19 protein-coding genes and 1 pseudogene are annotated in these 21561 nt (G+C 71.1%); 8 read left to right on the plus strand and 12 right to left on the minus strand.

The features are described from left to right. On the minus strand, positions 1 to 1044 hold a 1044-nt coding region (locus ACZ4D5_RS14590), incomplete at its 3' end, for a trypsin-like serine protease (protein WP_467772697.1). Between the two features lie 100 nt (positions 1045 to 1144). Next, entirely contained in the window at positions 1145 to 1675 is a 531-nt protein-coding gene (locus tag ACZ4D5_RS14595) for a hypothetical protein (protein ID WP_467772698.1), read from the minus strand. A 488-nt stretch (positions 1676 to 2163) separates the two neighbouring features. Here ACZ4D5_RS14595 and ACZ4D5_RS14600 point away from each other — a divergent pair, with 488 nt between their 5' ends. Beyond that, complete coding sequence (locus tag ACZ4D5_RS14600) at positions 2164 to 5535, plus strand: ALF repeat-containing protein (RefSeq protein WP_467772699.1); 3372 nt, start codon at positions 2164 to 2166, stop codon at positions 5533 to 5535. On the opposite strand, the gene ACZ4D5_RS14605 is transcribed toward ACZ4D5_RS14600, so the two are convergent. After that, entirely contained in the window at positions 5532 to 5708 is a 177-nt protein-coding gene (locus ACZ4D5_RS14605) for a hypothetical protein (protein ID WP_467772700.1), read from the minus strand. The two genes, ACZ4D5_RS14600 and ACZ4D5_RS14605, sit on opposite strands and share 4 nt — an antisense overlap. Next, on the minus strand, positions 5705 to 6751 hold the full coding sequence (locus ACZ4D5_RS14610) for a helix-turn-helix transcriptional regulator (protein ID WP_467772701.1): 1047 nt from the start codon (positions 6749 to 6751) through the stop codon (positions 5705 to 5707). Before ACZ4D5_RS14610 ends, ACZ4D5_RS14605 begins: the two co-directional genes overlap by 4 nt. Positions 6752 to 6949: 198 nt before the next feature. Between ACZ4D5_RS14610 and ACZ4D5_RS14615 the strand changes: the two are divergent. The 3 genes and pseudogenes from ACZ4D5_RS14615 to ACZ4D5_RS14625 all read left to right on the plus strand — a co-directional run. Next, positions 6950 to 7018 (plus strand): annotated as a pseudogene (locus ACZ4D5_RS14615) (hypothetical protein); the annotation flags it as partial. Between the two features lie 118 nt (positions 7019 to 7136). Next, positions 7137 to 7682, plus strand: a complete 546-nt coding sequence (locus ACZ4D5_RS14620) for a VOC family protein (RefSeq protein WP_467773042.1) — start codon at positions 7137 to 7139, stop codon at positions 7680 to 7682. Continuing rightward, positions 7679 to 8659: a Gfo/Idh/MocA family protein gene (locus tag ACZ4D5_RS14625; protein WP_467772702.1), complete on the plus strand. Its 981-nt coding sequence runs from the start codon at positions 7679 to 7681 to the stop codon at positions 8657 to 8659. The genes ACZ4D5_RS14620 and ACZ4D5_RS14625 overlap by 4 nt, the downstream gene beginning before the upstream one ends. A gap of 258 nt (positions 8660 to 8917) precedes the next feature. Here the strand turns inward: ACZ4D5_RS14625 and ACZ4D5_RS14630 are convergent, their stop codons facing one another. Together ACZ4D5_RS14630 and ACZ4D5_RS14635 are read right to left on the minus strand one after the other, a co-directional pair. Beyond that, positions 8918 to 9871 carry an esterase/lipase family protein gene (locus ACZ4D5_RS14630; RefSeq protein ID WP_467772703.1) on the minus strand — a complete coding sequence of 318 codons (954 nt, stop codon included), beginning with the start codon at positions 9869 to 9871 and terminating at the stop codon, positions 8918 to 8920. Between the two features lie 242 nt (positions 9872 to 10113). Next, complete coding sequence (locus ACZ4D5_RS14635; protein WP_467772704.1) at positions 10114 to 10458, minus strand: hypothetical protein; 345 nt, start codon at positions 10456 to 10458, stop codon at positions 10114 to 10116. 310 nt (positions 10459 to 10768) lie between these two features. On the opposite strand from ACZ4D5_RS14635, the gene ACZ4D5_RS14640 reads away from it, so the two are divergent. Further along, positions 10769 to 11107, plus strand: coding sequence for a hypothetical protein (locus ACZ4D5_RS14640; protein WP_467772705.1), 339 nt, complete (start codon positions 10769 to 10771; stop codon positions 11105 to 11107). A 228-nt stretch (positions 11108 to 11335) separates the two neighbouring features. On the opposite strand, the gene ACZ4D5_RS14645 is transcribed toward ACZ4D5_RS14640, so the two are convergent. Next, complete coding sequence (locus tag ACZ4D5_RS14645) at positions 11336 to 11725, minus strand: cupin (RefSeq protein ID WP_467772706.1); 390 nt, start codon at positions 11723 to 11725, stop codon at positions 11336 to 11338. Between the two features lie 91 nt (positions 11726 to 11816). Beyond that, positions 11817 to 13256 carry an amidase gene (locus ACZ4D5_RS14650; protein WP_467772707.1) on the minus strand — a complete coding sequence of 480 codons (1440 nt, stop codon included), beginning with the start codon at positions 13254 to 13256 and terminating at the stop codon, positions 11817 to 11819. Between the two features lie 120 nt (positions 13257 to 13376). On the opposite strand from ACZ4D5_RS14650, the gene ACZ4D5_RS14655 reads away from it, so the two are divergent. After that, a complete protein-coding gene (locus tag ACZ4D5_RS14655; protein WP_467772708.1) occupies positions 13377 to 14225 on the plus strand; it encodes an AraC family transcriptional regulator in 849 nt (282 codons plus the stop codon). 178 nt (positions 14226 to 14403) lie between these two features. On the opposite strand, the gene ACZ4D5_RS14660 is transcribed toward ACZ4D5_RS14655, so the two are convergent. Beyond that, the gene (locus ACZ4D5_RS14660) at positions 14404 to 15150 is read right to left on the minus strand and encodes a phosphotransferase family protein (RefSeq protein ID WP_467772709.1); all 747 of its coding nucleotides are present in this window, start codon (positions 15148 to 15150) and stop codon (positions 14404 to 14406) included. 433 nt (positions 15151 to 15583) lie between these two features. Here ACZ4D5_RS14660 and ACZ4D5_RS14665 point away from each other — a divergent pair, with 433 nt between their 5' ends. Together ACZ4D5_RS14665 and ACZ4D5_RS14670 are read left to right on the plus strand one after the other, a co-directional pair. Continuing rightward, complete coding sequence (locus tag ACZ4D5_RS14665; protein WP_467772710.1) at positions 15584 to 17200, plus strand: ABC transporter ATP-binding protein; 1617 nt, start codon at positions 15584 to 15586, stop codon at positions 17198 to 17200. After that, positions 17197 to 18957: an ABC transporter ATP-binding protein gene (locus ACZ4D5_RS14670; protein ID WP_467772711.1), complete on the plus strand. Its 1761-nt coding sequence runs from the start codon at positions 17197 to 17199 to the stop codon at positions 18955 to 18957. The genes ACZ4D5_RS14665 and ACZ4D5_RS14670 overlap by 4 nt, the downstream gene beginning before the upstream one ends. Before the next feature lie 134 nt (positions 18958 to 19091). Here the strand turns inward: ACZ4D5_RS14670 and ACZ4D5_RS14675 are convergent, their stop codons facing one another. From ACZ4D5_RS14675 to ACZ4D5_RS14685, 3 genes are read right to left on the minus strand one after another with little or no spacing between them, the layout of a single operon-like run. Then, on the minus strand, positions 19092 to 19853 hold the full coding sequence (locus tag ACZ4D5_RS14675; protein WP_467772712.1) for a thioesterase II family protein: 762 nt from the start codon (positions 19851 to 19853) through the stop codon (positions 19092 to 19094). Beyond that, a complete protein-coding gene (locus ACZ4D5_RS14680) occupies positions 19850 to 19993 on the minus strand; it encodes a hypothetical protein (RefSeq protein ID WP_467772713.1) in 144 nt (47 codons plus the stop codon). Before ACZ4D5_RS14680 ends, ACZ4D5_RS14675 begins: the two co-directional genes overlap by 4 nt. Before the next feature lie 35 nt (positions 19994 to 20028). Then, positions 20029 to 21459 carry a condensation domain-containing protein gene (locus ACZ4D5_RS14685; protein ID WP_467772714.1) on the minus strand — a complete coding sequence of 477 codons (1431 nt, stop codon included), beginning with the start codon at positions 21457 to 21459 and terminating at the stop codon, positions 20029 to 20031. Positions 21460 to 21561 lie beyond the last annotated feature (102 nt).

A 21561-nucleotide genomic window follows, 5' to 3' on the forward strand; every position in this document is an offset into this window, starting at 1 on the left:
AGAGACCTTCCCATCAGTGCCATGAACGATCAGGTCAGCCCTGCCGTCAGCATTGATGTCCGCGAAGTACAGACGGCCCTTCCCCGGCTGGCCAAGGTAGTTGGACCACCCCGCACTCCAGTGGACCCCGGACGTGAAGCGGTACGCGGGTTTACCCGGCTGCTGCGAGAGGTTCTTCACCGCGGTCCGCACCGTGATGTTGCCGTCCGCTCCCAGGATGACCGCGTCGTCCGCGCCGTCGCCGTTCACGTCGGCCATGTCCACGACCTCACGCAGCCGCTCCCGCGCCTCCTTGGCCCAGTCCTGGACGGTGACGTCGTCGACGCGCGCCGACAGGGCGCCGGTACGGGTCTCGGTCGGGTCCTGGCCAAAGCATCCTGCTTGCCAGGAGCGGCTGTTGATGCCCACCAGTTCGACCTTGCCGTCCTTCTCCCGCACCAGCGGCCCGCCCGTGTCGCCCGCACACACGGCGGCACCGTCCCGCCCGGTGATGGCCACCTGCCCGTCGTCGGCGGAATCCACGGAGAAGGAGCCCGCGTGCACCGTGAGGGGGGACCACTCGGTCCGGGTACGGCCGTACCCGGTGGCACGTAGGGACTCTCCGGCGGCGGGCGCGGTGGTGGCGAAGGGAACCGGGGAGATCCCGGCGACACCGGTGGTCGGCTGGTCCAGGCGCGCCAGGACCAGATCGCGGCCCTGGTACGGGACCAGTTCCACGACTCCGGTGGCCAGGCCCGCGCTGGTGGTCAGGTCGCTGCGGCCGATGGTCGCCACGGTCTTCTTCACCGGCGGGCCGGCTGCGGGCGTCGCGCCGGAGGCGGGGTTGTCGACGAAGCAGGACGCGGCGGTGAGTACCCATCGCGGGTCCACGAGGGCGCCGGAGCACGCACGTTCGCCGTCCCCGATGTCGAGGCGCGCGGTGTAGGAGGCGGTGGCCGTCGCGGGAGCGCCCGACACAGCGTGGGCGGGCACGGTGGCCAGCATGAGCGGGAGGGCGACGAGGGCCGTGGCGGCGGTGCCGCGCAGGCGCTGGGTGCAGGGCATGGCCTTGGTTCCCTTGGTGAGAGGTCCGCGCGTTCGGCGATACCGGGGCTTGGGTGTCATCTGTGGGCGGCGCGGCTGGTGTGGGGGCGCCGCGCGGGGGCTACTGATTGGTCCTGATCTCCACGAGCATGTGCTCGCGCCCCTGCTCGTCCGCGCTCTCGCCGACCGCGGTCCAGGCGTTCTTGTTGATGTCGAACGTCTTCTCCTGGGCCCCGACGGTCATATCGACGTGGGCCGCGTACGCGTTGCCCTTGACGGCGAAGACCGAGGGGATCTCCATGGTCAGATAGCCGCTGCGACCGGTGGTCCGAAAGCAGACCTTGTCGTTCTTGCGCGTCCACACCTCCAGCAAGTCGCTTGCGCCGGCGCAGTCCGCGAGAACGACATGGCCGTCGCCGCGCTTGAGGGTGATCTTCTTCTCCTCCAGGATCTTGTCGGCCTGCGGATAGTTGAAGTCCTCGATGGCGTAGCCAGGGGCCTCCCCCGCGATGGCCTCGCCTGCGACAGCCCGGGCGGCGCCGGCGTCCGGCACATGCGCGTCCGGCCGGCTCCCCGCCACCACGAACCATGACAGGGCGGTCACGGCCGCGGCTGCGCCCAGAATGCGCGATATCGATCTGCCTGCCTTCATCACTGTCCTACTCGTCGCCTCTGAAGGAAACACGAAACAACCGGAAGCGCGCAGCCGATGAGTTCGGCGCGCGGCCTTCCCGATCCCACTCGCCAGGGCCGTAATTCTCGCCGGGCAAGGGGACCGCAGGGGAATTGGCGGGGGTTTTACCCGCCGCCCCCGGCCTCGCATGAAACCTCCTCGGCCTGCGCCGCGTCCATCACCGCACATGCCGCATCCATGGACAAACAGGAAGCGTTTGACGTGATGCGCATCACCCCCATGGAGGGTTGTGCGAGATTCCATTAAGGCTCGATTACGGAGTCATACAGATCCACCTGCACAATGCATCGACATTCGGCCACGGCACATTGTTTCTCGTCACTTTCGTGCACACGCAGGCAGGCGATGCTTTTTCTCTTTGCATAGTTCGGGCAGACACAAAACTCTGCCTGGCGACGTGCCGTCGCACGCGCGCCCCGCCAGGCGCTGATCCCGAAGGGCCCACTGTGGAGACCACTCTCTGGAGCAGACGGCGTGTACTGGCCGCTGTTGCGGCTGCCACGGCCGTCGCGGCCACCTCCAGCCTCGTTCTCACCCCCACGGCCGCATCGGCCGGCACCCCGCCGGACGACAGCGACGACGGCGATCCGTTTCAACTGCCCGACACCGACCGGGCGAAGGCCGTCAAGGCGTGGATGCTGGGTGGCAAGGCCACCCGTGCCGCCGCGGAGTTCGCGCTGACCGGCACCGACGCCGACATCAACACCTTCCTGACCGTCGATCTCCCCAAGGTCACGACGGAGGACAACCGCGTCGCCATCATCACCTCCCTGGCCGCGGGCGGGAAAGGCACCCGGCGCGAGGCCGCCGCGGCGATCGAGGGCGGCGACGCCGCGATCGACGACTACCTCACGGGCGGCTTCAGGACGGCGATCGTGGAAGATCTGCGCGTGGCCACCGCAGCCGTGATGGCAACCGGTGACAAGGCCGTGAACCGCGACGGCAGCGCCGCCCTGGACGCGGGCACCCAGGCCGCGTTGGAGCAGTTCCTCACCGAAGGCCAGTACGCCGCCCGCACGGAGGACATGCGGGTCCAGGCCTCCAAGCTCATGGTGAGCGCGGGACCGGAGGTGCAGAAGTACGCGTCCCGGGCCCTCTCCGGCGGTGCCGAGGACATCGAGTGGTTCCTCGACACCGGCCAGCACATCGCGCGGGCCCGCGACCAGGAATCCACGAAGATCGAGGAACTCGTCGCCGTCGTCGAACGCGAGGGCAAGAAGGCCGACGCGAAGACCAAGCAGGCCGAGGAGGCGGCTGCCCGCGCCATGGAGGCCGCCGCGAAGGCCAAGGAAGCGGCGGAGAAGGCCGCCGCCGAGGCACAGGCGGCCCAGGACGACGTGCTCAAGTCCGGCAGGGCCGCCCGTAAGGCGGCCGAGGCCGCGAAGGGCGCGGCCGATTCGGCCCGCGTCGCCATCCGGGCCTCCCACGCCGCCGTCCAGGCCTCCCGCCGCGCCGCCTACGCCGCGAGCGCCGCGAGCCAGGCCGCTGCCGCCGCCGGATCCGCCGCGGCCAGGGCATACGGCGCCGCCATCGCCGCTTCCAAGGACGCCTCCAAGGCGTCCGCGGCCAAGGACGCCGCCGTCGCCGCCCGCAACGCCGCGGCCCGAGCCCGCAGCGCGTCGAATGCCGCCGGTCACGCGGCCGCGGCCGCCTCTCAGGCCACGAACGCCGGGTCCGCCGCCGCTTCGGCGGCCCGCAACGCCGCCGCGGCCGCGAACGCCTCCGCCACGGCCGCGTCCGCCGCGGGCAAGGCACAGGCCGAGGCGGCCGAGGCCAAGCGGCAGGCGCAGATAGCGAACGCCAACGCCACGATCGCCACCAACGCCGCCGGAACGGCACAGGCGTTGGCGAACGCGTCGGCCAAGGCCGCCCGCACGGCACGGGACGCGGCGAACAGCGCCGCCGACCACGCCGAGAAGTCCGCGGCGGCCGCGGAGTGGGCCGCCAAGTACGCGGGCCAGGCCGTCGAGTACGCGAAGAAGTCCACGGAGTTCGCCAACGAGGCCACCAAGGCCGCGAACACCGCCACCGACGCCGTCAAGCAGGCGGTCGAGGTGGAGAAGCAGGCGCGGGAGGCCGAATGGCAGCGCCTGGACGAGGACATGAAGGAGGCGATCGGCGAGACCCGACTGCTCGCGCAGCTCGAGGAGACGGACAGGGCGGAACTGGTCGACCGGCGCACGCAGGCCGAGAAGCTGGAGAAGACCACTCAGGACCTCATCGCCCGGGCCGAAGCCTCCCTGAACTCCGGCGACATGGAGCTGTCGGCCACCCTCGGACGCAAGGCGGCCCTGGTCCTCATGGACTCCCGTGGCACCTGGTCGCGCGAGGCCGCACGGTTCGCCCTGTGCGGCGCGGACGCCGACATCCACGCCTGGATCGACACCGACCGGCGGATCGCACAGCGCCAGGACGACCGGGAGACCGCCCTCTACCTCGCCCAGACCTGCCCCCCGGACGTGGCCGATGCCGTGACCAAGGCGCTGGAGAGCGACGATCCCGACGCTGCCTCGAAGTTCCTCGGCTCCGGCGCCGTCGATGCCGCGGCCACGGACAACCGTGTCGTGGTCACCCGCCTCCTGGCCGACGACCCCGGCAGCGCGGTGAAGAAGGCGGCGAACGACGCGCTCGACGCCGGTACCGGCAAGGCTCTGTACGAGTTCCTGACGGCCACGTACGGCGCGGCGCAGCGGGAGGACGACGCGGTGGCCACGGCCGCTGTCATCGCCACGGCGGGCCCGTACACCAAGGCTCACGCCCAGGCGGCGATGGAGGGACCGGCGTGGATGCGCCGCAACTTCCTCGCCTCCGTGCAGTACAGGACCGCGCAGCTCGACCACGACTCCGCCACCCATATCGCCGCCATGCAAGGCGCCATCGCCGCTGCCGCGAAGATCGCGCACAAAGCGCAGGAGGACGCCGCGCGTGCGCAGGAGGCGGCGGCAAAGGCCCGGAACGCCGCGACGGAGGCCCTGCAGTGGGCGGACAAGGCGAAGAAGTCGGCCGAACAGGCCGCCAGTCACGCCAGACAGGCGGACGCGAACGCGGACACCGCGGAGAAGTCGGCGAAGGCCGCGCAGGCCTCTGCCGACCAGGCCAGGAAGGCAGCCGCCACCGCCCGCACGGCCGCGCGCTCGGCGAATTACTCCGCCAACCGCGCGGTGGACGCCGCCCGCCGCGCGGTGGCCTCCGCCAACTCGGCCCAGACGTCGGCGTCTTCCGCCCGCGCCTCTGCCATCCGGGCGGGCAAGGACGCGCGGACGGCGGCAACGGCGGCGAGCCAGGCACAGCAGATCGTCGTCGCCAAGCGGAAGGCCGAGATCGCGGCGGCGGCGAGGAAGGCCGCCGAGGAAGCGCGCCGCGCCAAGCAGGGTGGGACGAACCCGGCCGACTCACCCGAACACGACAACGTCAAAGGCGGCCTTCCCTGGTGGAAGGCGGGCGCGCGGTGGATGGCGAACGCCACCAACTGGGCCAGCATCGGTACCGGGTTCGCCGCCGCGGCCGTCGGCCTCGCGGGCCTGGGAGCGGGCTGCTTCGTCATCACCGCCCCCGCCGTGCCGTTCCTGGAGGGTGCCGCTCTCGGCCTCAGCAAGCTCTCGCTCGCCTTCGCCGGACTCAACGTCCTGTTCACCGGGATCGGCTACGGCTTGGGGAGCAGCGAGTTCAAGTCCTCCCTCGCCAGCGCCGCCCTGAGCGCCATCACCTTCGGCCAGTCCAAGTGGATCGGCGCTCTCGGCGGCTCCCGGGTCGCCACGAAGCTCTCGCAGGCCGGCCACGACCTGATCTCACCGATCGGCGGCCTCCTGGGGTTCTAGGGGTCCCCGCATACGCCGATCCGCACGAGGACCGGCGGCGCGGGCACGGCTCCGGCCTCGGCGCAGGCGCAGGCGCAGCCCCGGCAGGGGTCGAGGGGCCGGCCCATGCGGCCCGGGGCCGGGGTGACCCCGGCCGTGGGGAAGAGGGCGTCCTGGTGGCCCGCTTCGGTCATGGGGTCGGGTCCTCGTCCGCGTCGCCGGGCTCGCCGGCCGCGTCGCCGGGCTCGGTCAGCGCTCGGGCCGCACGCAGGAGCTGCTCCCCCAAGTCCTTGAGGTGGGTGGCGAGTTGTGGCGGTGTGTGCGCGGTGGGGTGCGCGGTCACTCCGGGGCCGAGGGTGAGGAGGTGTACGGCGATGTGGAGCGGGTCGTCGGCGGCGAGGTCGACGGTGCAGTGGCGGGCGTCGACCGCGTGGACGCGCTGGGGCAGGGCTCCGGTGCGGGCGCGGACGGTGGCCGCGTCCTGAGGAACGGACGCCTGGAGGGTGTGGCGGGCCGGGGCCTTCGCGATCGTCGCGGCGACGTAGGCGGCCGGATCGGTGGCGGGCAGGTCGCGGGCGGGGACGCGGTGGCCGGTGGGGGCCGGGGCAGTGAGCCGGTCCACGCGGAAGGTGCGCCAGGCGTCCTTGCGGATGTCGTAGGCGACGAGGTACCAGCGGCTGCCCGCGATGACCAGGGCGTGCGGTTCGACGCGGCGGGAGGCCGAAGTGCCCTTCCGGGTGCGGTAGTCGAAGGTGACGATCTCGTGGTCGCGGCAGGCGGCGGCCAGGGTGGTGAGGGCGGTGGGGTCGGCCTGGGGGCGGGTGCCCCAGGGCAGGGGCACAGTGGCCTGCTGGAGGGCGGAGCCCTGGTGGCGCAGGCGGGCGGGCAGGACCTGTTCGAGCTTGGCCAGGGCGCGCAGGGCCGTGTCCTCGATGCCGGTGACGCCGGAGGTCGCGGTGCGCAGGGCGACCGCGACGGCGACGGCTTCCTCGTCGTCGAGGAGGAGCGGCGGCAGGTCGGCGCCGGCAGCCAGGCGGTAGCCGCCGGCGTGGCCGGTGGTGCCTTCGACGGGGTAGCCGAGCTCGCGCAGGCGGTCGATGTCGCGGCGCACGGTGCGGCCGGTCACCCCGAGGTGTTCGGCCAGCTCGGCGCCGGACCATTCGCGGCGGGTCTGCAACAGGGAGAGCAGGCGCAGCATGCGGGCGGGCAGATCCCGGGGCGACAGGTCCTTGGTCATGTCTTTCAGGCTGCCAGTCTCTTAGGACGTGGGGTGTCCTAAAAGGGGGCTAGCGTCGCAAGCGGATCGAAAACGTCCGAGGCGTCGGATCCGGCGCACAAGGACCTCGAACGCGAAAGCGTACGAGGCCACGCCTTGGACGTGACCATCGGAAGCGGACGCACCACGGTGCGTGACGCGGGGTGAAGGAGCACCGTCATGACTTTCACGGACCCGGGAAACGTCGTCTGGTTCGAGATCAGCACCGCCGACGGGCAGGCCGTCAAGGACTTCTACGGCAATCTGCTCGGCTGGGAGTTCGCGGTCGACCCGGACTCGTCGGTCGGCGGCGTGACGTACACGCGGATCATGGCGCCGGGGATGCCGTTCCCGATGGGCGCGGTCAATGAGGACACCCCGCCACCCGGCGGAGGAGATCGACGTCTCGATCGTGTCCGCGGACGTCGCCGCCGACCAGGCCAGGCTGGGGACGCTGGGCGCCAAGGTCGTCGTCCCTGCCACGACGGTGGGTGACGTGACCACTTTCGCCCGGCTCACCGATCCGCAGGGCAACGTCTTCTCGCTGTTCCGGAACAACCAGACGCCCGAGCGGCTGCAGGAGTTCGCCGAGCGGAGCCGGCAGCAGATGCGGCAGATGGCGGCCAAGCCGGTGCCCGGCTCGTACGCCTGGTTCGAGGTCGGCACCACCGACCCCAAGGCCACCGAGGACTTCTCCACCCGCGCCTTCGGCCGGCGCTTCGTCTTCGACGACACCGCCGGCGGAAAACCGTCGAGTCCGGCCCGGACACCAACCCTGACGGCCTCGTCCACTCCCGTCTCATCGACCCGCGCGGCAACCGCTTCGGCCTGTTCTCCGCCCCCACTGACGTCCCCACCGACACCCCCACCCTCTGACCCTCGCACCTGCACGTCACAAGGAGACACCGCGTGAAGATCGCGCTGCTCGGCACCGGCTTCGGCCAGGCACACGCCACCGTCTACGTCGCGCGCACGGACGTCGAGGTGGTGATGTTCGGCCGTGACCCGGACAAGACCGCCCGGGCGGCCGGCCGGTTCGGCTTCGCCTCGTCCACCGACTACGACCAGGCATTCGAGGGCGACTTCGACCTCGTCGACATCTGCCTGCCGATCGCCCTGCACGCCCCCTACGCACTGCGGGCCCTGGAGGCGGGCAAACACGTGCTGGTCGAGCTGCCGCTCGCCGACAACCTGGCCGACGCCCAGCGGGTGGCCGCGGCCGCCGCACGCGGCGACAAGCAGGTGTTCGTGGACATGTTCGAACGGTTCATCCCGGCCAACCAGGTCCTGTTCGACGCGGTGCGCGAGGGCGCGTACGGGCGTCTTGAGCAGCTGTCGCTGTGGAACCGGACCGCGCCGCTGTGGCCCGGATCCTCCCTCGGGCTCAAGGCCCTCCCACTGGAAGCCATGCACAGCGACATGGACATCATCACTCGCACCCTCGGCGCGCCGACGCGCCTGGACATCACCGCGACCGCCCGCGACGACGACCACGCCGCCATCGAGGCCGTCCTGGGCTTCGACGGCGCGCTGGCCCGCGACTCCATCTCCTCGCTGATGCCCATGCCATGGGGTGCGCGCACGGGCTACACCGCCACCTTCAGCGGCGGCGTCCTGGAGTCCCGCGCCACCATGGGCTTCGACGGCAGGCCGACCGGCACCGTCACCGCGTACACCGCCGAAGGCGTACGGGAGTTGGAGATCCCCGAGGCCGACCAGTACGCCGCGATGATCGACCACGTGCTGGCCTGTCTGCGCGGCGAGGCCGCCAACGAGATCGCCCCGCCCAGCGTGATCGACGCCCTCCAGCTCACCCTCGACATCGACCAGCGCGTCAACACCCGCTGGGCCGACACAACGGAACGGTTCCGGCACGCTCATGAACAATGACGGCGTCGTCATCGGGGGCGCCCAATCCCCACGAGCAAGATACGGTCTTCACCGGCTCGGGCAAGTCTTCGCTGGTGTTCTCCACCCGCGCGACGTCGGCCGCGTGAACACCCTCCTGCGCGAACCGCGCGACCGCGCCAACACGGTGCTGGTGGTCGAGCACGACCGCGACGTCGCCCAGCCAGGTGCGGTTGAGTTTCCCGGGGGTGAACCACGGCTGACCATCGAGATCGGCCGAGGCGGGCCCTGGGGCCGGAATCAGAAGGCGGGAGCCCTCGGCACACAAGGAGCCGCCGGCGCAGAGGAGTCCAGGGCCCGCTTGACCAATCCGATCGCACGCGGGCTGTACGACATGCTCAGGTGGGCGGAGAAGTCGACGGAGCAGCCCTCCTGCAAGGTGATGTTCCGCACCGTCGCTCCGGGGCCCGCCGTCATGAACGTGCTCTGCCAGGGGGTGGTGATCTCGTCGTACTCCGTGCCGATCACGGTGTACTCGATCCCGGGGACGGTGTCCCCGTCGGCATTGAGCTCCTTGATGAACTCGGACTTCTCGTACTGCTGAATGCCCGCCTTCCCGAGGGGCTTCGCCCCGGACTCCAGGACGTGGAGCTTGTCGGCGAGAGTCTCGATGCCGCTCATGGTGGTGCCGTGGTTGGTCGCGCCGAGTTGGACGACCTTCTTGACCTTGTTCTTCGAGGGGTCGGCCGGGTTCGCGCCTCCGTCGGCCTTGAGATACCAGCGGGACAGGGTCCCGCCCTGGGAGTGGCCGACCAGATCCACCTGGTCCGAGCCGCTGGCGGCGAGCACCTTGTCCACGAAGGCGGCCAGTTCCTTGGAGGACTTCCTGATGTCTCCGTAGCCCTTGACGGTGGGGGCGAGAGCCACTCCGGCGTCGTCGGTGTCGCCGAAGTCGAGGGCGTAGACGCAATGGCCCTGGGCCTTCAACTCGGGTGACATCCGGGCCCAGTTGTTGTAGCGGTTCTCGTAGGTGCCGTGCACCAGGACGACCGGGCGCGGATGGGCGGCGCTGGGACGGCAGTTCCAGTCGTTGGCGCCCGGCGGATCGATGTCGAGGCGGAGGATGGAATAGCCCATGGCGGGAAGGAAGTTGTCCTGCGCCGGGCCGGTCTCCGCTGCCGCGGACGTGGGGGTGGTCAACACCGTCGCCACGGCGGCGGCACAGACGGCGGTGACGTATCTGGGTATGTGCAAGACGGCTCCTGACCAGTGCGGAACTCGGATCACGCGCGGTATTTCCCATGAGTGCCGACCGAGGAGGATCCCGGACCCTCGAACGCGTGTCGCCGGGGCGACCACCGGGCCCTCGGTGTGCGCATCGAGGCGGGAGGCCTCAAGGGAGAGAAACACAGGCGCGTACTCACGCCCCGCGAACAGCCGGATCATCACACCAGCCACACCGTGCCATCACATCTCCACGAGATCGCGGTACCGGCTCACAGGCGATCGATGTGACCGTCCTCCTCGCCCCACAGGCGGAGCGTCTGGAGCAAGACGTCGCCGCCGGGAGATCCGCTGCCCAGCTCCATCGGGCGCATGAAGTCTTGTACGCCGTCCCCGTCCGTCAGGGTCCCAGCGGTGTTGATGATGGCGTCGTCGTAGGCAGGAACGAATCCTGCGCCGCCTGGGCTGCCGTTGCTTTCCCCCTCGTGATGAGCGGGAGCGGCCCCGCCGCCGGGGGCGCCGTCTGGCTCTGCCGCCGCGGCGACTGCCGTGACACCGACTCCGCCGCCGGCAAGGAGCACGACCGCGGCCGCACGGGCAGCCATCGTCTTGAACATCGGATTCCCCTTGAACATCGGATTCCCCGTTCTCTCGCACCGGACATGAGGCGATGCTCGACCGTCGGGGGGTCCGCGGGCCACGCCTTTCGGACCCAGCCGAAACAGCACGGCCCTGCCCGGCCGAGCCCCGGTGACCGTCGGATCCGCGGCGACCGTCGCATCCGCGATGGCCGCCAGGCGCTGAGCTCCCCCGTCGGAACCTCGGACGTCAGAGGGTGCAACGCCTACTGACCCTGGCCTTCCATCCGTAGCGTCCGACTCGACAGGACAGAGTTCGGGCCGCGTCCGGCCCAGGACGGGGGAACACATGAGCATCAAGACGACGAGCGCGCGCCTGGCCACGGCCACCGTGCTCGCGGGCGGCGCCATCGTCCTCACCGCGCTACCGGCAACAGCCTCGGAACACGGCGGAGCTCCCGGCGGCGGTGTCGCGCCGAAAGCCGAGGGCGGCAGGCCCGGCAGCGGCGGCGTGTCGCCGACGGGCGACGGCCACGGCTCGCCCACTGGTGGTTCGGCGCCGACGCTGGACCGGGAGGGATCGGACCGGTCGCTGGGCAGTGGCACGTCGAAACCCGCCGAGAACGGCGGAGGAGCCCCAGAAGATGAAAGCGGCTGGAACGAGGGCTCGTCCAGCGCTGTCGGCTGAACTGACGTAATTCAGGCTCCCGGACCGGCCGAACCGTCGCGATGGCGGCGGGCAGGGGCAGGGGACGAGCAGCGCAGGGTGAGACGCGGAACCCGGTCCACAGCTTCGTGGAGACGCTGGAGTGGCAGTGGCCGCTCGGCCACCAGGTGCGGCGCCGACACGCGTCAGCGGGCACCGGCTCTCCGCACCCGGAGAGCCGGTGCCCGGCACTCAGGCCCGTCGAGTCCGTCAGGCTTCGCTCCGCTTCTCCAGGCGGCTGCCACGCGGCACGGTGATGGACATGATGTCGCTGGGGGCGTCCAGGGTGATGCGGTGCCATCGCCCGCGTGGCACGACGGCCGCGGTTCCGGCGGGCAGCTTGATCTGTTCCTCGTCGTCTCCCGGCCGCTGCGGGCGCAGGCACAGGCGTATCCCGCCGGTGAGGCAGGAAACGACTTCGTCCGCGGCGGTGTGGATCTCCCAGTGGTCGCCGTGGACGTCGGCGTCGGTCTCGACATGGAAGGTCATCACCTGCCAACCGTCCCGCTCGGGGTCGAAGACCGGCTGTTCGGCGCGTACTTGGCCGCCTTGCCGAAGGTGGATGAAGGAAGCGTGGAGATCGATAGGGGTAACGGACATGCCGGGACTTCCCTTCTTGGTGGGGCTGTTCTGGACGTGCTCGTGAGCCTGTTCTCGACGCGCGGTGATTGCGTCGTGCTTGTTCGACGGGTCAGCCGGCAGCCGGGCGGCGATCCGCCCAGGGCAGCGCGAGTTCGAGCGTGCGCGACACCTGAAGCAGCAGGTCCTCCCGCCACGGCGCGGCGACGAGTTGGGCGCCGACGGGCAGGCCGGTGGTGTCGTCGTGGTGGACGGGCAGCGACATCGCCGGCTGGCCGGTCACGTTGAACAGCGAGGTGAACACGGCCAGCGGATGGCTCTTCAGCATGGGCGTCAGCGGGTCGGCTCCGCTGTCCGTGCGCCCGAAGCCGACGGGCGGGGGCAGGCAGGCCATCGTGGGCGTGACGAGCAGGTCGAAGCTGCCGACGAACGCTTCGACGATGCGCCGCGACAGGTGCTGGGCGCGCTGGACCGCCTCCGCGTAGGCCCAGGAGTCGACGGAGCGCGCCGCCTCGCGCAGCACCCGGTTGTGCGGCTCGACGCGGTCCGGGTCGGCGAGCGGGACGCCCGCGGCGGCGACGTTCCAGAGCGTCATGAACGTCGCGATCAACTCGTCCGCCGGCGGCAGTGGCAGGGGTACGTCCACCCTGTGGTGGCCCGCGGCTTCGAGGGCCCGCAGCGTCGTGTCGACCGCGGCCAGGCACGCCGGGTCCACGGCCATCCCGGCGATCGGAGGATCGACGAGCACCCCGATCCGCAGTCCCGTCGGCGGGGCCGCCCGGAGCGCGTCCGTGAAGGGGCGTCGCGGGGCCGGGGGTGACCACCACGCGGCGGGATCATGGCGGGCGAGGACGTCCAGGGCGGCCGCCGAGTCGGCCACCGTGCGGGTGAGCACGCCGTTGGCGCCCATGCCCTCGCAGTCGGTGGTCGCGTCGGTGACCAGACCGCGGGTGGGCTTGAGCCCGACGAGACCGTTGCACGACGCCGGTACGCGGATCGAGCCGCCGCCGTCGGAGGCGTGCGCGATCGGCGCCATTCCGGACGCGACGGCCGCGCCCGCGCCGCTCGACGACCCGCCCGGCGAGCGGTCCGGGTCCCACGGGTTACGGGTGATGCCGAGTGCCTCGCTCTCGGTGAACGGCACGGAGCCGAACTCGGAGGTGGTGGTCTTCCCGAGCAGTACGAAACCCGCGTCCGCGAACCGGCGCACCACCGGGTCCGACGCCGCGGCCGGTGTCGAATCGGCGCCTGCGCTGCCGTAGGTCGTGGGCCAACCGGCCACGTCGAGGAGGTCCTTGACCGGGAGCGGAACGCCGTGGAACGGCGGCAGGTCTTCGGGCGAAGCGGCGTGTACCACCGCATCGGCCGCCACGGCCGCGGCCTTGCGGACGTCGTGGTCGGCCCGGTGGCAGAACGCGTTGAGCCGGGGGTCGAGCTCGTCCATCCGCTCCAGGTAGCCGTCGGCCACCTCGAGCGGGCTCACCTCCTTGCGGCGTATGGCCGCGGCGAGCTCGACGGCCGACGTGAACGGGTCGATCGAGTGGCACGTCACAAGCGGTCCCTTCCGTGTCGGGCAGCGGGACGTCAGTCTTGCCGTACGCCCGAGGACGCGTCTTGAACGAATGTCGCGACGACTTGTGAAACCACGGGAGTTGGCCCGTAACCTCACCCCATGCGATGTGCCGTGGGAATGCGTGAGGCCGCCGCGCGGTGGGACATCAGCACACCGTCTCGGCCCGGCCGGCTGCCGGGCGTCGCCATGGCCGGATTCCGCGATCGCGCCTCGGACCCCCTCGACCTCCAGGTGATCCCGTATCCGGCTGTCACCCTGGCCGTCGACCTGGGCGACGGACTGATCGTCGACAACGTCCGTGGCCGGCAGCGGCAGGGCGCCGTCGTCTTCGGGCTCGCGCCCGGCGGCGTCCACGTGCGCGGCCGGAACATCGACTGCCTGCAGATACGGCTGTCACCAGTGATCGCGCGCGCGGTACTGGGTGTCTCCCTTGAGCCGGGGGGAGAGATGGTCGCCCTCGACGAGCTCTGGGGCCGCGACGCCGCACGAACCCATGAGCAGCTGCGTGCCGCCACGTCGTGGGAGGAACGGTTCACGATCGCGGAGGCCGGGCTCGCCCGAAGGCTCCGGGCGAGCGGGGCGGTCGACCCCGAAATCGCCTACGCCTGGCGGCAGATGGTGATCAACCGGGGACAGGTCCGCGTCGAGCCGCTGGCAGCGGAGGTCGGCTGGAGCCGCAAGCGGCTGTCGGCACGGTTTCGATCCCAGGTCGGCCTCCCGCCCAAGCGCGCCGCGCAACTGATCCGCTTCGATCACGCGGCCCACCGCCTCGCCGCTGGGCACAGCGCCGGCTCGGTGGCGGCGGAGAGCGGCTACGCCGACCAGTCCCACCTGCATCGGGACGTCGTGGCCTTCGCCGGGGTGACACCCACGGCCGTTTCGACCGCGCCATGGCTCGCGGTCGACGACGTCGCATGGGCCGCGCTCACACACGTATCCAGGAGCTGACACGGCACGCTTCCCTCGGCGTCACCGTCGCCCCGTACAACCACGGAGGTGAACGCCGCAAGAAATAACGCCTGTTCGGCACCACAGGAGCAAACGCCCGCTCGGCACCACAGAAGTAGTGCCCGTTCGACCACCGCCCTCGCGCGTCGTGCGGCGGCGGCCGCAGCCCCGGCGGTTCTCACATCCGGGATCTCAGCACGTCGACCTCACAGCCCGGCGTGGACGGGTCGAAGCCGTGCTCGATCAGCCAGCGAACCCCCAGCAGGCTGCGCAACGACCACCACGCGCGGATCACGTCGAGGTCGACGTCGGTGCCGTAGCCGTCGATGACGTCGCCGAGGTGCTCCTCGTGTCCGAGCGTCACGGTGGCGAGGTCGTACAGGGCGTCGCCCCGGCCCGCCTCGGACCAGTCGATGATGCCGGTCACCCCTGCGCCGTCGGTGAAGACGTGCGCGATCTGCAGGTCGCCGTGCGTGAACACCTCAGTCCACGGCCGGAGCGCGGCCTCGGCGACCTGGCGGTTGCGGGTGACGAGGTCGGCGGGCAGGGTGCCGCTCGTCACGAGCCACTCGCACTCGCCGTCGAGCTCCGCCGTCAGCTCGTCGATGCCCCGGCCCGCCCGGCCCTGCCGGGGCGGCAACGGCGCGTCGTGCAACTTCCGGATGGCGGCGCCCGCCGCGGCCCACGCCGCCGGTGACGCGGTCGACGGCTCGCCGAGGCGGCCGAGCACCGTCCCCGGGACCGCGGCGATCGCGAGCACGGGCGGCTTGCGCCACAGGATCTCCGGAGTCGGGACCGGCGCCAGGGCCATCGCCTCGACCTCGGCGTCGACGCGCGCCTGATCGGCGTCCACCTTCAGGAACACGTCGCCGACCCGCAGGGTCGCCCGCTCGGCATGGGCGACCACGACCTTGACCTCGTCCATGGGCGACCACTATCCCGGACGGCGAGCGTCGACGTCACAGGGATTTCGCCTGGAGGCGGTGGGCCGAGGCGGAAGCAGCGCCCGGAACCAGGCGACCATTGACAAGGTCACGGCGCGCTAAGAACATGGGTCCCACGTTGGCGCATTGCGACTTCACGCCATACGGCCTTCTTCGGCCGTATGGCATTTTCTTATGTTCGGCGCGTGGAGTACCGCAGCCGGACCAGTCGTCGGCGCCCCTCGATCCCATGCAAGGACGGCCGAGATGATCCACGGACCAGACCTGCCCGAAAGCGCACGCCGGGTCCCTTACGAGTCCCCCGGCCAGCCGGATCATCGGAGCCCGCTGCGGTTCCTCTGGTGGTTGACGACCAGTCAGTACAGGCGGGTGGCGGTCGGCACCCTGTGGGGCACCACATGGATGTGTGCGCTCATGCTCCCGCCGTACCTGCTGTCGAAGACGATCGACGAAGGGCTCAAGAAGCGGGACACCGGGACGCTGCTCCTCTGGATCGGAGTCGTGGTCGTCACCGGGGCCGGGATCGCGATCCTCGGCATCCTGCGGCACCGCACCATGACCCGCATCCGGGTGGACGCGGCCTACCGGACGGTCCAGGTCGTCACGCGCCACGTCACCCGGCTGGGGTCGACGCTGCCCCGGCAGGTGTCCGCGGGTGAGCTCACGCACCTCCAGGCCGGTGACATCAGCAGGATCGCCCAGACCCTGACCATCACCGGGCCCGGCGTGGGCGCCGTCATCGCGTACGCCGCCACGGCCGTGCTGCTGGTCCAGATCTCGGCCGTCATCGCCGCGGTGGTCCTTCTCGGCGTCCCGGCCCTGGCCCTGACCGTCGGCCCGTTGCTGGGGAAGCTGCACGGCGCCGAGGCCCGCTACCGCGAGGACCAGGGCGCTCTGACCTCGCTCGCCGGTGACATGGTGGCCGGCCTGAGCGTCCTCAACGGAATCGGCGGCAAGCCCCTGTTCGCCGGGCGGTACCGGGAGCGTTCCCAGGCCCTGGTCCCGCTCGGCTACCGCGTCGCCGCCATCACCAGCTGGGTCCAGGCGCTCACCGCGTGCCTGCCCATGGTCTTCCTCGCCGTGGTGACGTGGATCAGCGCGCGGATGGCGGCCGGCGGGTCCATCACCGTGGGTGAGCTGGTGGCGGTGTACGGATACGTCGCCGCTCTGCTGGTACCCGTCTCGTCGCTCATCGAAGGGGCGGACGATCTGCCGCGCGGGCTCGTCTCCGCACGCAGGGTGGTCGACATCCTTGCGCTCGAACCCGCTCCCGAGGAGCACAGGACCCGGCTCGACCCCCCGGCCGCCCCCGGCGTCCTTCACGACCCCGTATCGGGTCTGGTGGTGGCCCCGGGGAAGGTGACGGCCCTGGTCGGCGCCCGTCCCGACGAGCCGCGCGCCGTGGTGGACCGGTTGGCCGGCTACACGGAGTCCGAGGCCTCCTGGGGCGACGTCAAACTGTCCGACTGGGACCGCACGGCTCTCCGGCGGCACGTTCTGCTCGCGGACAACGACGCCTACATGTTCCCGGGCCCCCTGCGTTCCGTCGTATCCGGCAGCACCGACTCCTCCGAAGAGGACATCCGGCGGGCGCTGCACGCCGCCGTCGCGGAGGACATCGTCGAAGCGCTCCCCGACGAGCTCGACGCCCATCTGGAGAATCAGGCCCGCAACGTCTCGGGGGGACAGCGGCAGCGGCTGCAGCTGACGCGGGCTCTGCTCGCGGATCCGGCGGTGCTCCTGCTGGTGGAGCCGACCTCGGCGCTGGACGCGCACACGGAGGCGACCGTCGCCGCCCGCGTGGCGGCGCACCGGGAGGGGCGGACCACTCTCGTCGTCAGCACGTCGCCGCTCGTGCTCGGCCAGGCCGACGAAGTCGCCTACCTCGTGAACGGGAAGGTGCAGGCGACGGGCACGCACGGAGAGCTCCTCGCCGACCAGCCCGGATACGCGGCACTGGTGTTCCGCGGCAGCACCGAAACCCCCGACGAAGCCGCCGTGGCGCAGCCCGTGGAAGGACAGTCCCGATGAGCAGGTCCGACGAGACGCCCCGCCTGCCGATCGCCGATGCCAGAACGGTTCGCCGGGCCGGTTGGCAACTGTTGAAGGACGACTCCGGCGCTGTCCTCGGCATGCTGCTGCTGACGTGCCTCGCCTCACTCGCCGGTGTGGCCGGTCCCTGGCTCCTGGGCCGCATCGTGACCAGGGTCGAATCCGGTGACCTCTCCGTCTCCGCGGTCGACGGGCTGGCCGCCGCGGTGCTGGGCTTCTCGGCAGCCCGGCTGGTGCTGACGCGCTATGCGCGAGGTCTCTCCCACCGCTTCGGCGAGCGCGCGCTCGCCCGGCTCCGCGAGGAGGTCGTCGACCGCACCCTCACGCTGCCGGGGCGCACCGCGGACGAGGTGAGCACCGGTGACCTGGTCACCCGCGCCACCCTCGACGTCTCGACCGTCGCGGCCACGCTGCGCAACGCGGCTCCGGACATGTTCATCGCCGGCATCCAGGTCGTGTTCATCTTCGCCGCGGTCTTCCTCCTCGATCCGCTGCTCGGGCTCTGCTCGGTGGTGGGGCTGCCGCTCGTGTGGGGCGTGAGCCGCTGGTACCTCGCGCGCTCCCGCGACGCCTACCTCGCCGAAGGCGCCGCCGCGGGCGATGTCTCCGAGATCCTCAACTCCACCGCGCACGGTGCCCGTACGGTCGAGGCCTACGGGCTGCGCGCGCAGCAGAACGGTGCCCTCGACAAGGCCATCGACACCACCTACCGCGCCAGCATGCGCACCCTCTCCCTGCGGACGGTGCTGTTCCCGGTCACCGAGTTCGCGCACACCCTGCCCATGGCGCTCATCCTGCTCGTGGGCGGGCTCGGTTACCTCGACGGGTCGATGCCCCTGGGCGTCGTGGTCGCGGGCAGCCTGTACATGTGGCAACTGGTCGACCCGCTCAACCAGATGCTCATCTGGGTCGAACAACTGCAGCGCAGCGGCGCCTCGTTCGCCCGTATCAAGGGTGTCGGGCTGGTGTCGCACACGAGTGACGCCCCGGTGCCGGCCCCCGAGGACGACCTGATCGAGGTCAAGGGAGTGGGGTATTCCTACGTACCGGGGCACGAGATCCTCAAGGACGTGGAGCTGCTGGTCCGTCCCGGCGAGCGGCTGGCCGTGGTCGGCCGGTCGGGCGCCGGAAAGTCCACCCTCGGCAAGCTGTTGTCCGGCGTGGACGCCCCGGACACCGGCCGCGTCCTGGTCGGCGGCGCTCCCGTGGCGGACCTGGCCGCGGCGGGCGAACTGGGCAACCGCATCGTCCTCATCACGCAACAGCACCACGTGTTCATGGGCACCCTTCGCGACAACATGACCATGGCCGCGCCCGACGCCGACGACAAGGCCGTCCTCGCGGCGCTCAAGTCGGTGGAAGCGGACTGGGTGGCCGATCTGCCGGACGGCCTGGACACCCCGCTGGGCTCGGGCGGCGTCGAGCTGGAGGCCGCCCAGGCACAGCAGCTCACCTTGGCCAGGGTGCACCTGGCGGATCCGCACACCCTGATCCTGGACGAGGCGACGTCACTGCTCGACCCGACGACGGCCCGGCAGGCGGAGCGTGCGGTGGCCGCCGTCAGGTCGGACCGCACCGTCATCGCCATCGCCCACCGGCTGCAGACCGCGCACGACGCCGATCGCGTCGCCGTCATGGAGTCCGGCCGCATCGTCGAGCTGGGCACCCACGACGAGTTGGTCGGCGCGGGCGGGCCGTACTCGGAGCTGTGGCGGTCGTGGAACGGCGAGAGCTGAGCCTCGTCGGCACGTCGTGCGCTTCCGCCGCACGCCTCCGCCGAGTCCTCGGCACGTCGTACGCCCCCTGGGATTCCGGTCCCAGGGGGCGTACGCGTTCCTGCTCACCGCCTCGCCGCGGCAGGCGTTTCGGTTCAGTGACCGCCCAGTCGGGACGAGGCGGCACCGAGCCGGTCGGTGATCTCGGCGAGCACGGCCGGGCGGGCGGAGTGCAGGAAGAAGTGGCCGCCGGGGAACATGCGCAGATCGAAACCACCGGCCGTCAGCTCGCCCCAGCGCGGCAGCGTCGCGTTGCCCGCGGGTTCGTCCTCGGTCCCGCCGAACGCGGAGACCGGGCAGTCCAGGAGCGGCGCGCCGGCGAACCGGTGGGTCTCGACGACGGCGAGATCGGCGCGGATCACCGGGAGCATCAGGGCCATCAGTTCCGGGTCCGCGAGCACCTCTTCCGGAGTGGCGCGCCAGGACCGCAGCTTCTCGACGAGCTCGTCGTCCGGACTCGCGTGGTACTGCGGCGCGGCCGCGTCCCTGGCCTGGGGCGGCACGCATCCCGATACGAACAGCCGGGTCGGTGATCCGGCCTCCAGCTGCTGCAGCGAGCAGGTGAGGTTCCACGCCACCAGGGCGCCCATGCTGTGTCCGAAGAAGGCGAACGGGCGGTCCAGGTACGGGATGAGCGCGGGAACCAGCGCGTTGAGCACATCGCCCATCCGGTCGAGCGGCGGCGTACCCAACCGCTCCTCGCGGCCCGGGAGCTGGATCGCCCACGGCTCGATGTCATCGGGCAGGGCGGCGCCCCAGCCGCGGAACGCCGAGACGCCACCTCCCGCGTACGGGAAGCAGAACAGTCGCGTGCCCGCCCGCGGTCGGTCGGCGAGGGGCCTGACGAGCGCGTTCACCGGCCGGTCCCCCCTGCCGTTCCCTGCCACGGGGGCCGCGGTCGCATGCCGGGCCGTGCGCGTCTCAGGAGCCGGAAGGAGTACCACTCCTCGGAGTTGATCACCACGACGTATCCGTCGCCGTCACGCTGCGCATCCATGAGCTCCTCCTTCGATGAGGTGGCCGGGTACCGGCTCAGGCGTTCGGTGTCGCGGTCCGGGAGGCTCGCAGGCTCCCCAGCCGACGGCCGGTTCCGGGCCTGGTCCGCGTCGCCCGTCGGGCCTGCCGCGCCTGCCGCAGGGGTTCCGACAGGGCTTTTAGCGAGATCGCCGCGTCGTCGACGATCTGCCGCAGCACGGCCAGGAAGACCGCCTGGACCTCCTCGGCCTCGGACTTGGCGAGACGGCGGGAGTTGTAGTTCAGCCGCAGGCTGAGCTCGTCCCCGGCCGGCCTGCCGAAGAGGCAGAGGTCCAGCTGCGAGGTCTGCCCGGCGGGCGGGAGGAAGTCCGCGAAGCAGAAGGAGCTCTGGAAGACCGGGTTCTGACCGGGCCTGGCCTCGACGTCGAGCTTTTCGAGCAGCCGGGTGAACGGATACCTGCTGTTCGCGTACGCGCCGATGCTCGCGGTCCTGGCCCGGCGCACGACGTCGGCGAAGGCGTCGGAGTCCGACATGGTCATCCGGACGGAGAGGGGGTTGACGAAGTTGCCGAACATTCCCTCCAGTTGAGCGGTGTCGCGGCCGGAGAAGGGGACGCACACGACGATGTCGTCGTCGGAACTGATGTCGCGCAGCGCGACCACGAACGCGCCGAGCAGCAGGACGTGCATCGTGACGCGCAACTCCTTGGCCAGCGCCGCGAGACCTCCCGCGATGTCGGCCTCGACGCCGAATTCCAGCGTCTCGTTCACCACGTCGTCGGCGGGTGCCTCGTGGTCCCCGATGCGCAGTCGCGGCAGCGGCCCGGCCAACTGGTCGAGCCAGTACGTCTCCATGGACTTGCTCTCCGCACCCGCCAGCCACTGCTGCCGGTCCCGCACGAAGGTGGCGAAATCGGTCGGGAGCGGGGGCAGCGACGGTTCCTCCCCGGCCGCAAAGGCCCGGTAGGAGAGCAGCAGTTCGCGCAGCAGCATGCCCATGCTGGTGCCGTCGGAGACGATGTGGTGCACGTTCACGTAGACGCAGTGGTGGTCGGACGCCAGCCGGAAGACCTTCACCCGCACCGGCGGTGTGCCGAGATCGTCGAAGGCGGTCGCGTTCTCGGTCCTGACACGCCGGTCCACCTCGGCCTCGGGGTCGGCCGCGCCGGTCAGGTCGACGAGCGGCACGTCGAGGTCGAGCACGGGCAGCACCCGCTGACGCGGGCCGTCCGGAGTGTCCCGGAAGGACAGCCGCAACGCCTGGTGCCGGTCCACCAGGAGGGCCACGGCGCGGCGCAGGGCGGTCATGTCCACGGCCTCGTGCAGGTGGTGCCACATCGGCAGGTTGGAATCCGCCCGGCTCTCGTCCAACAGGTGCTGGAGCCACAACCCCTGCTGGACGTTCCACAGTTCGAACCAGCCCTGGTCGTCCTGGAGCTCGGGGGCTCCGGACTCGTCGTGGGCTTTCCGCGGTCGTGCCGAGTGCATGAGGTTCCGTCCCTACTGGTCGACTTTCCGGCGCCTTGGCCGGAATTTCCTTCCGTCCCCCGACCGCCCATGGCTATAGTCACCGCAGACAGGGAGGTGTTC

Source organism: Streptomyces sp. NPDC025651, from assembly GCF_055558735.1.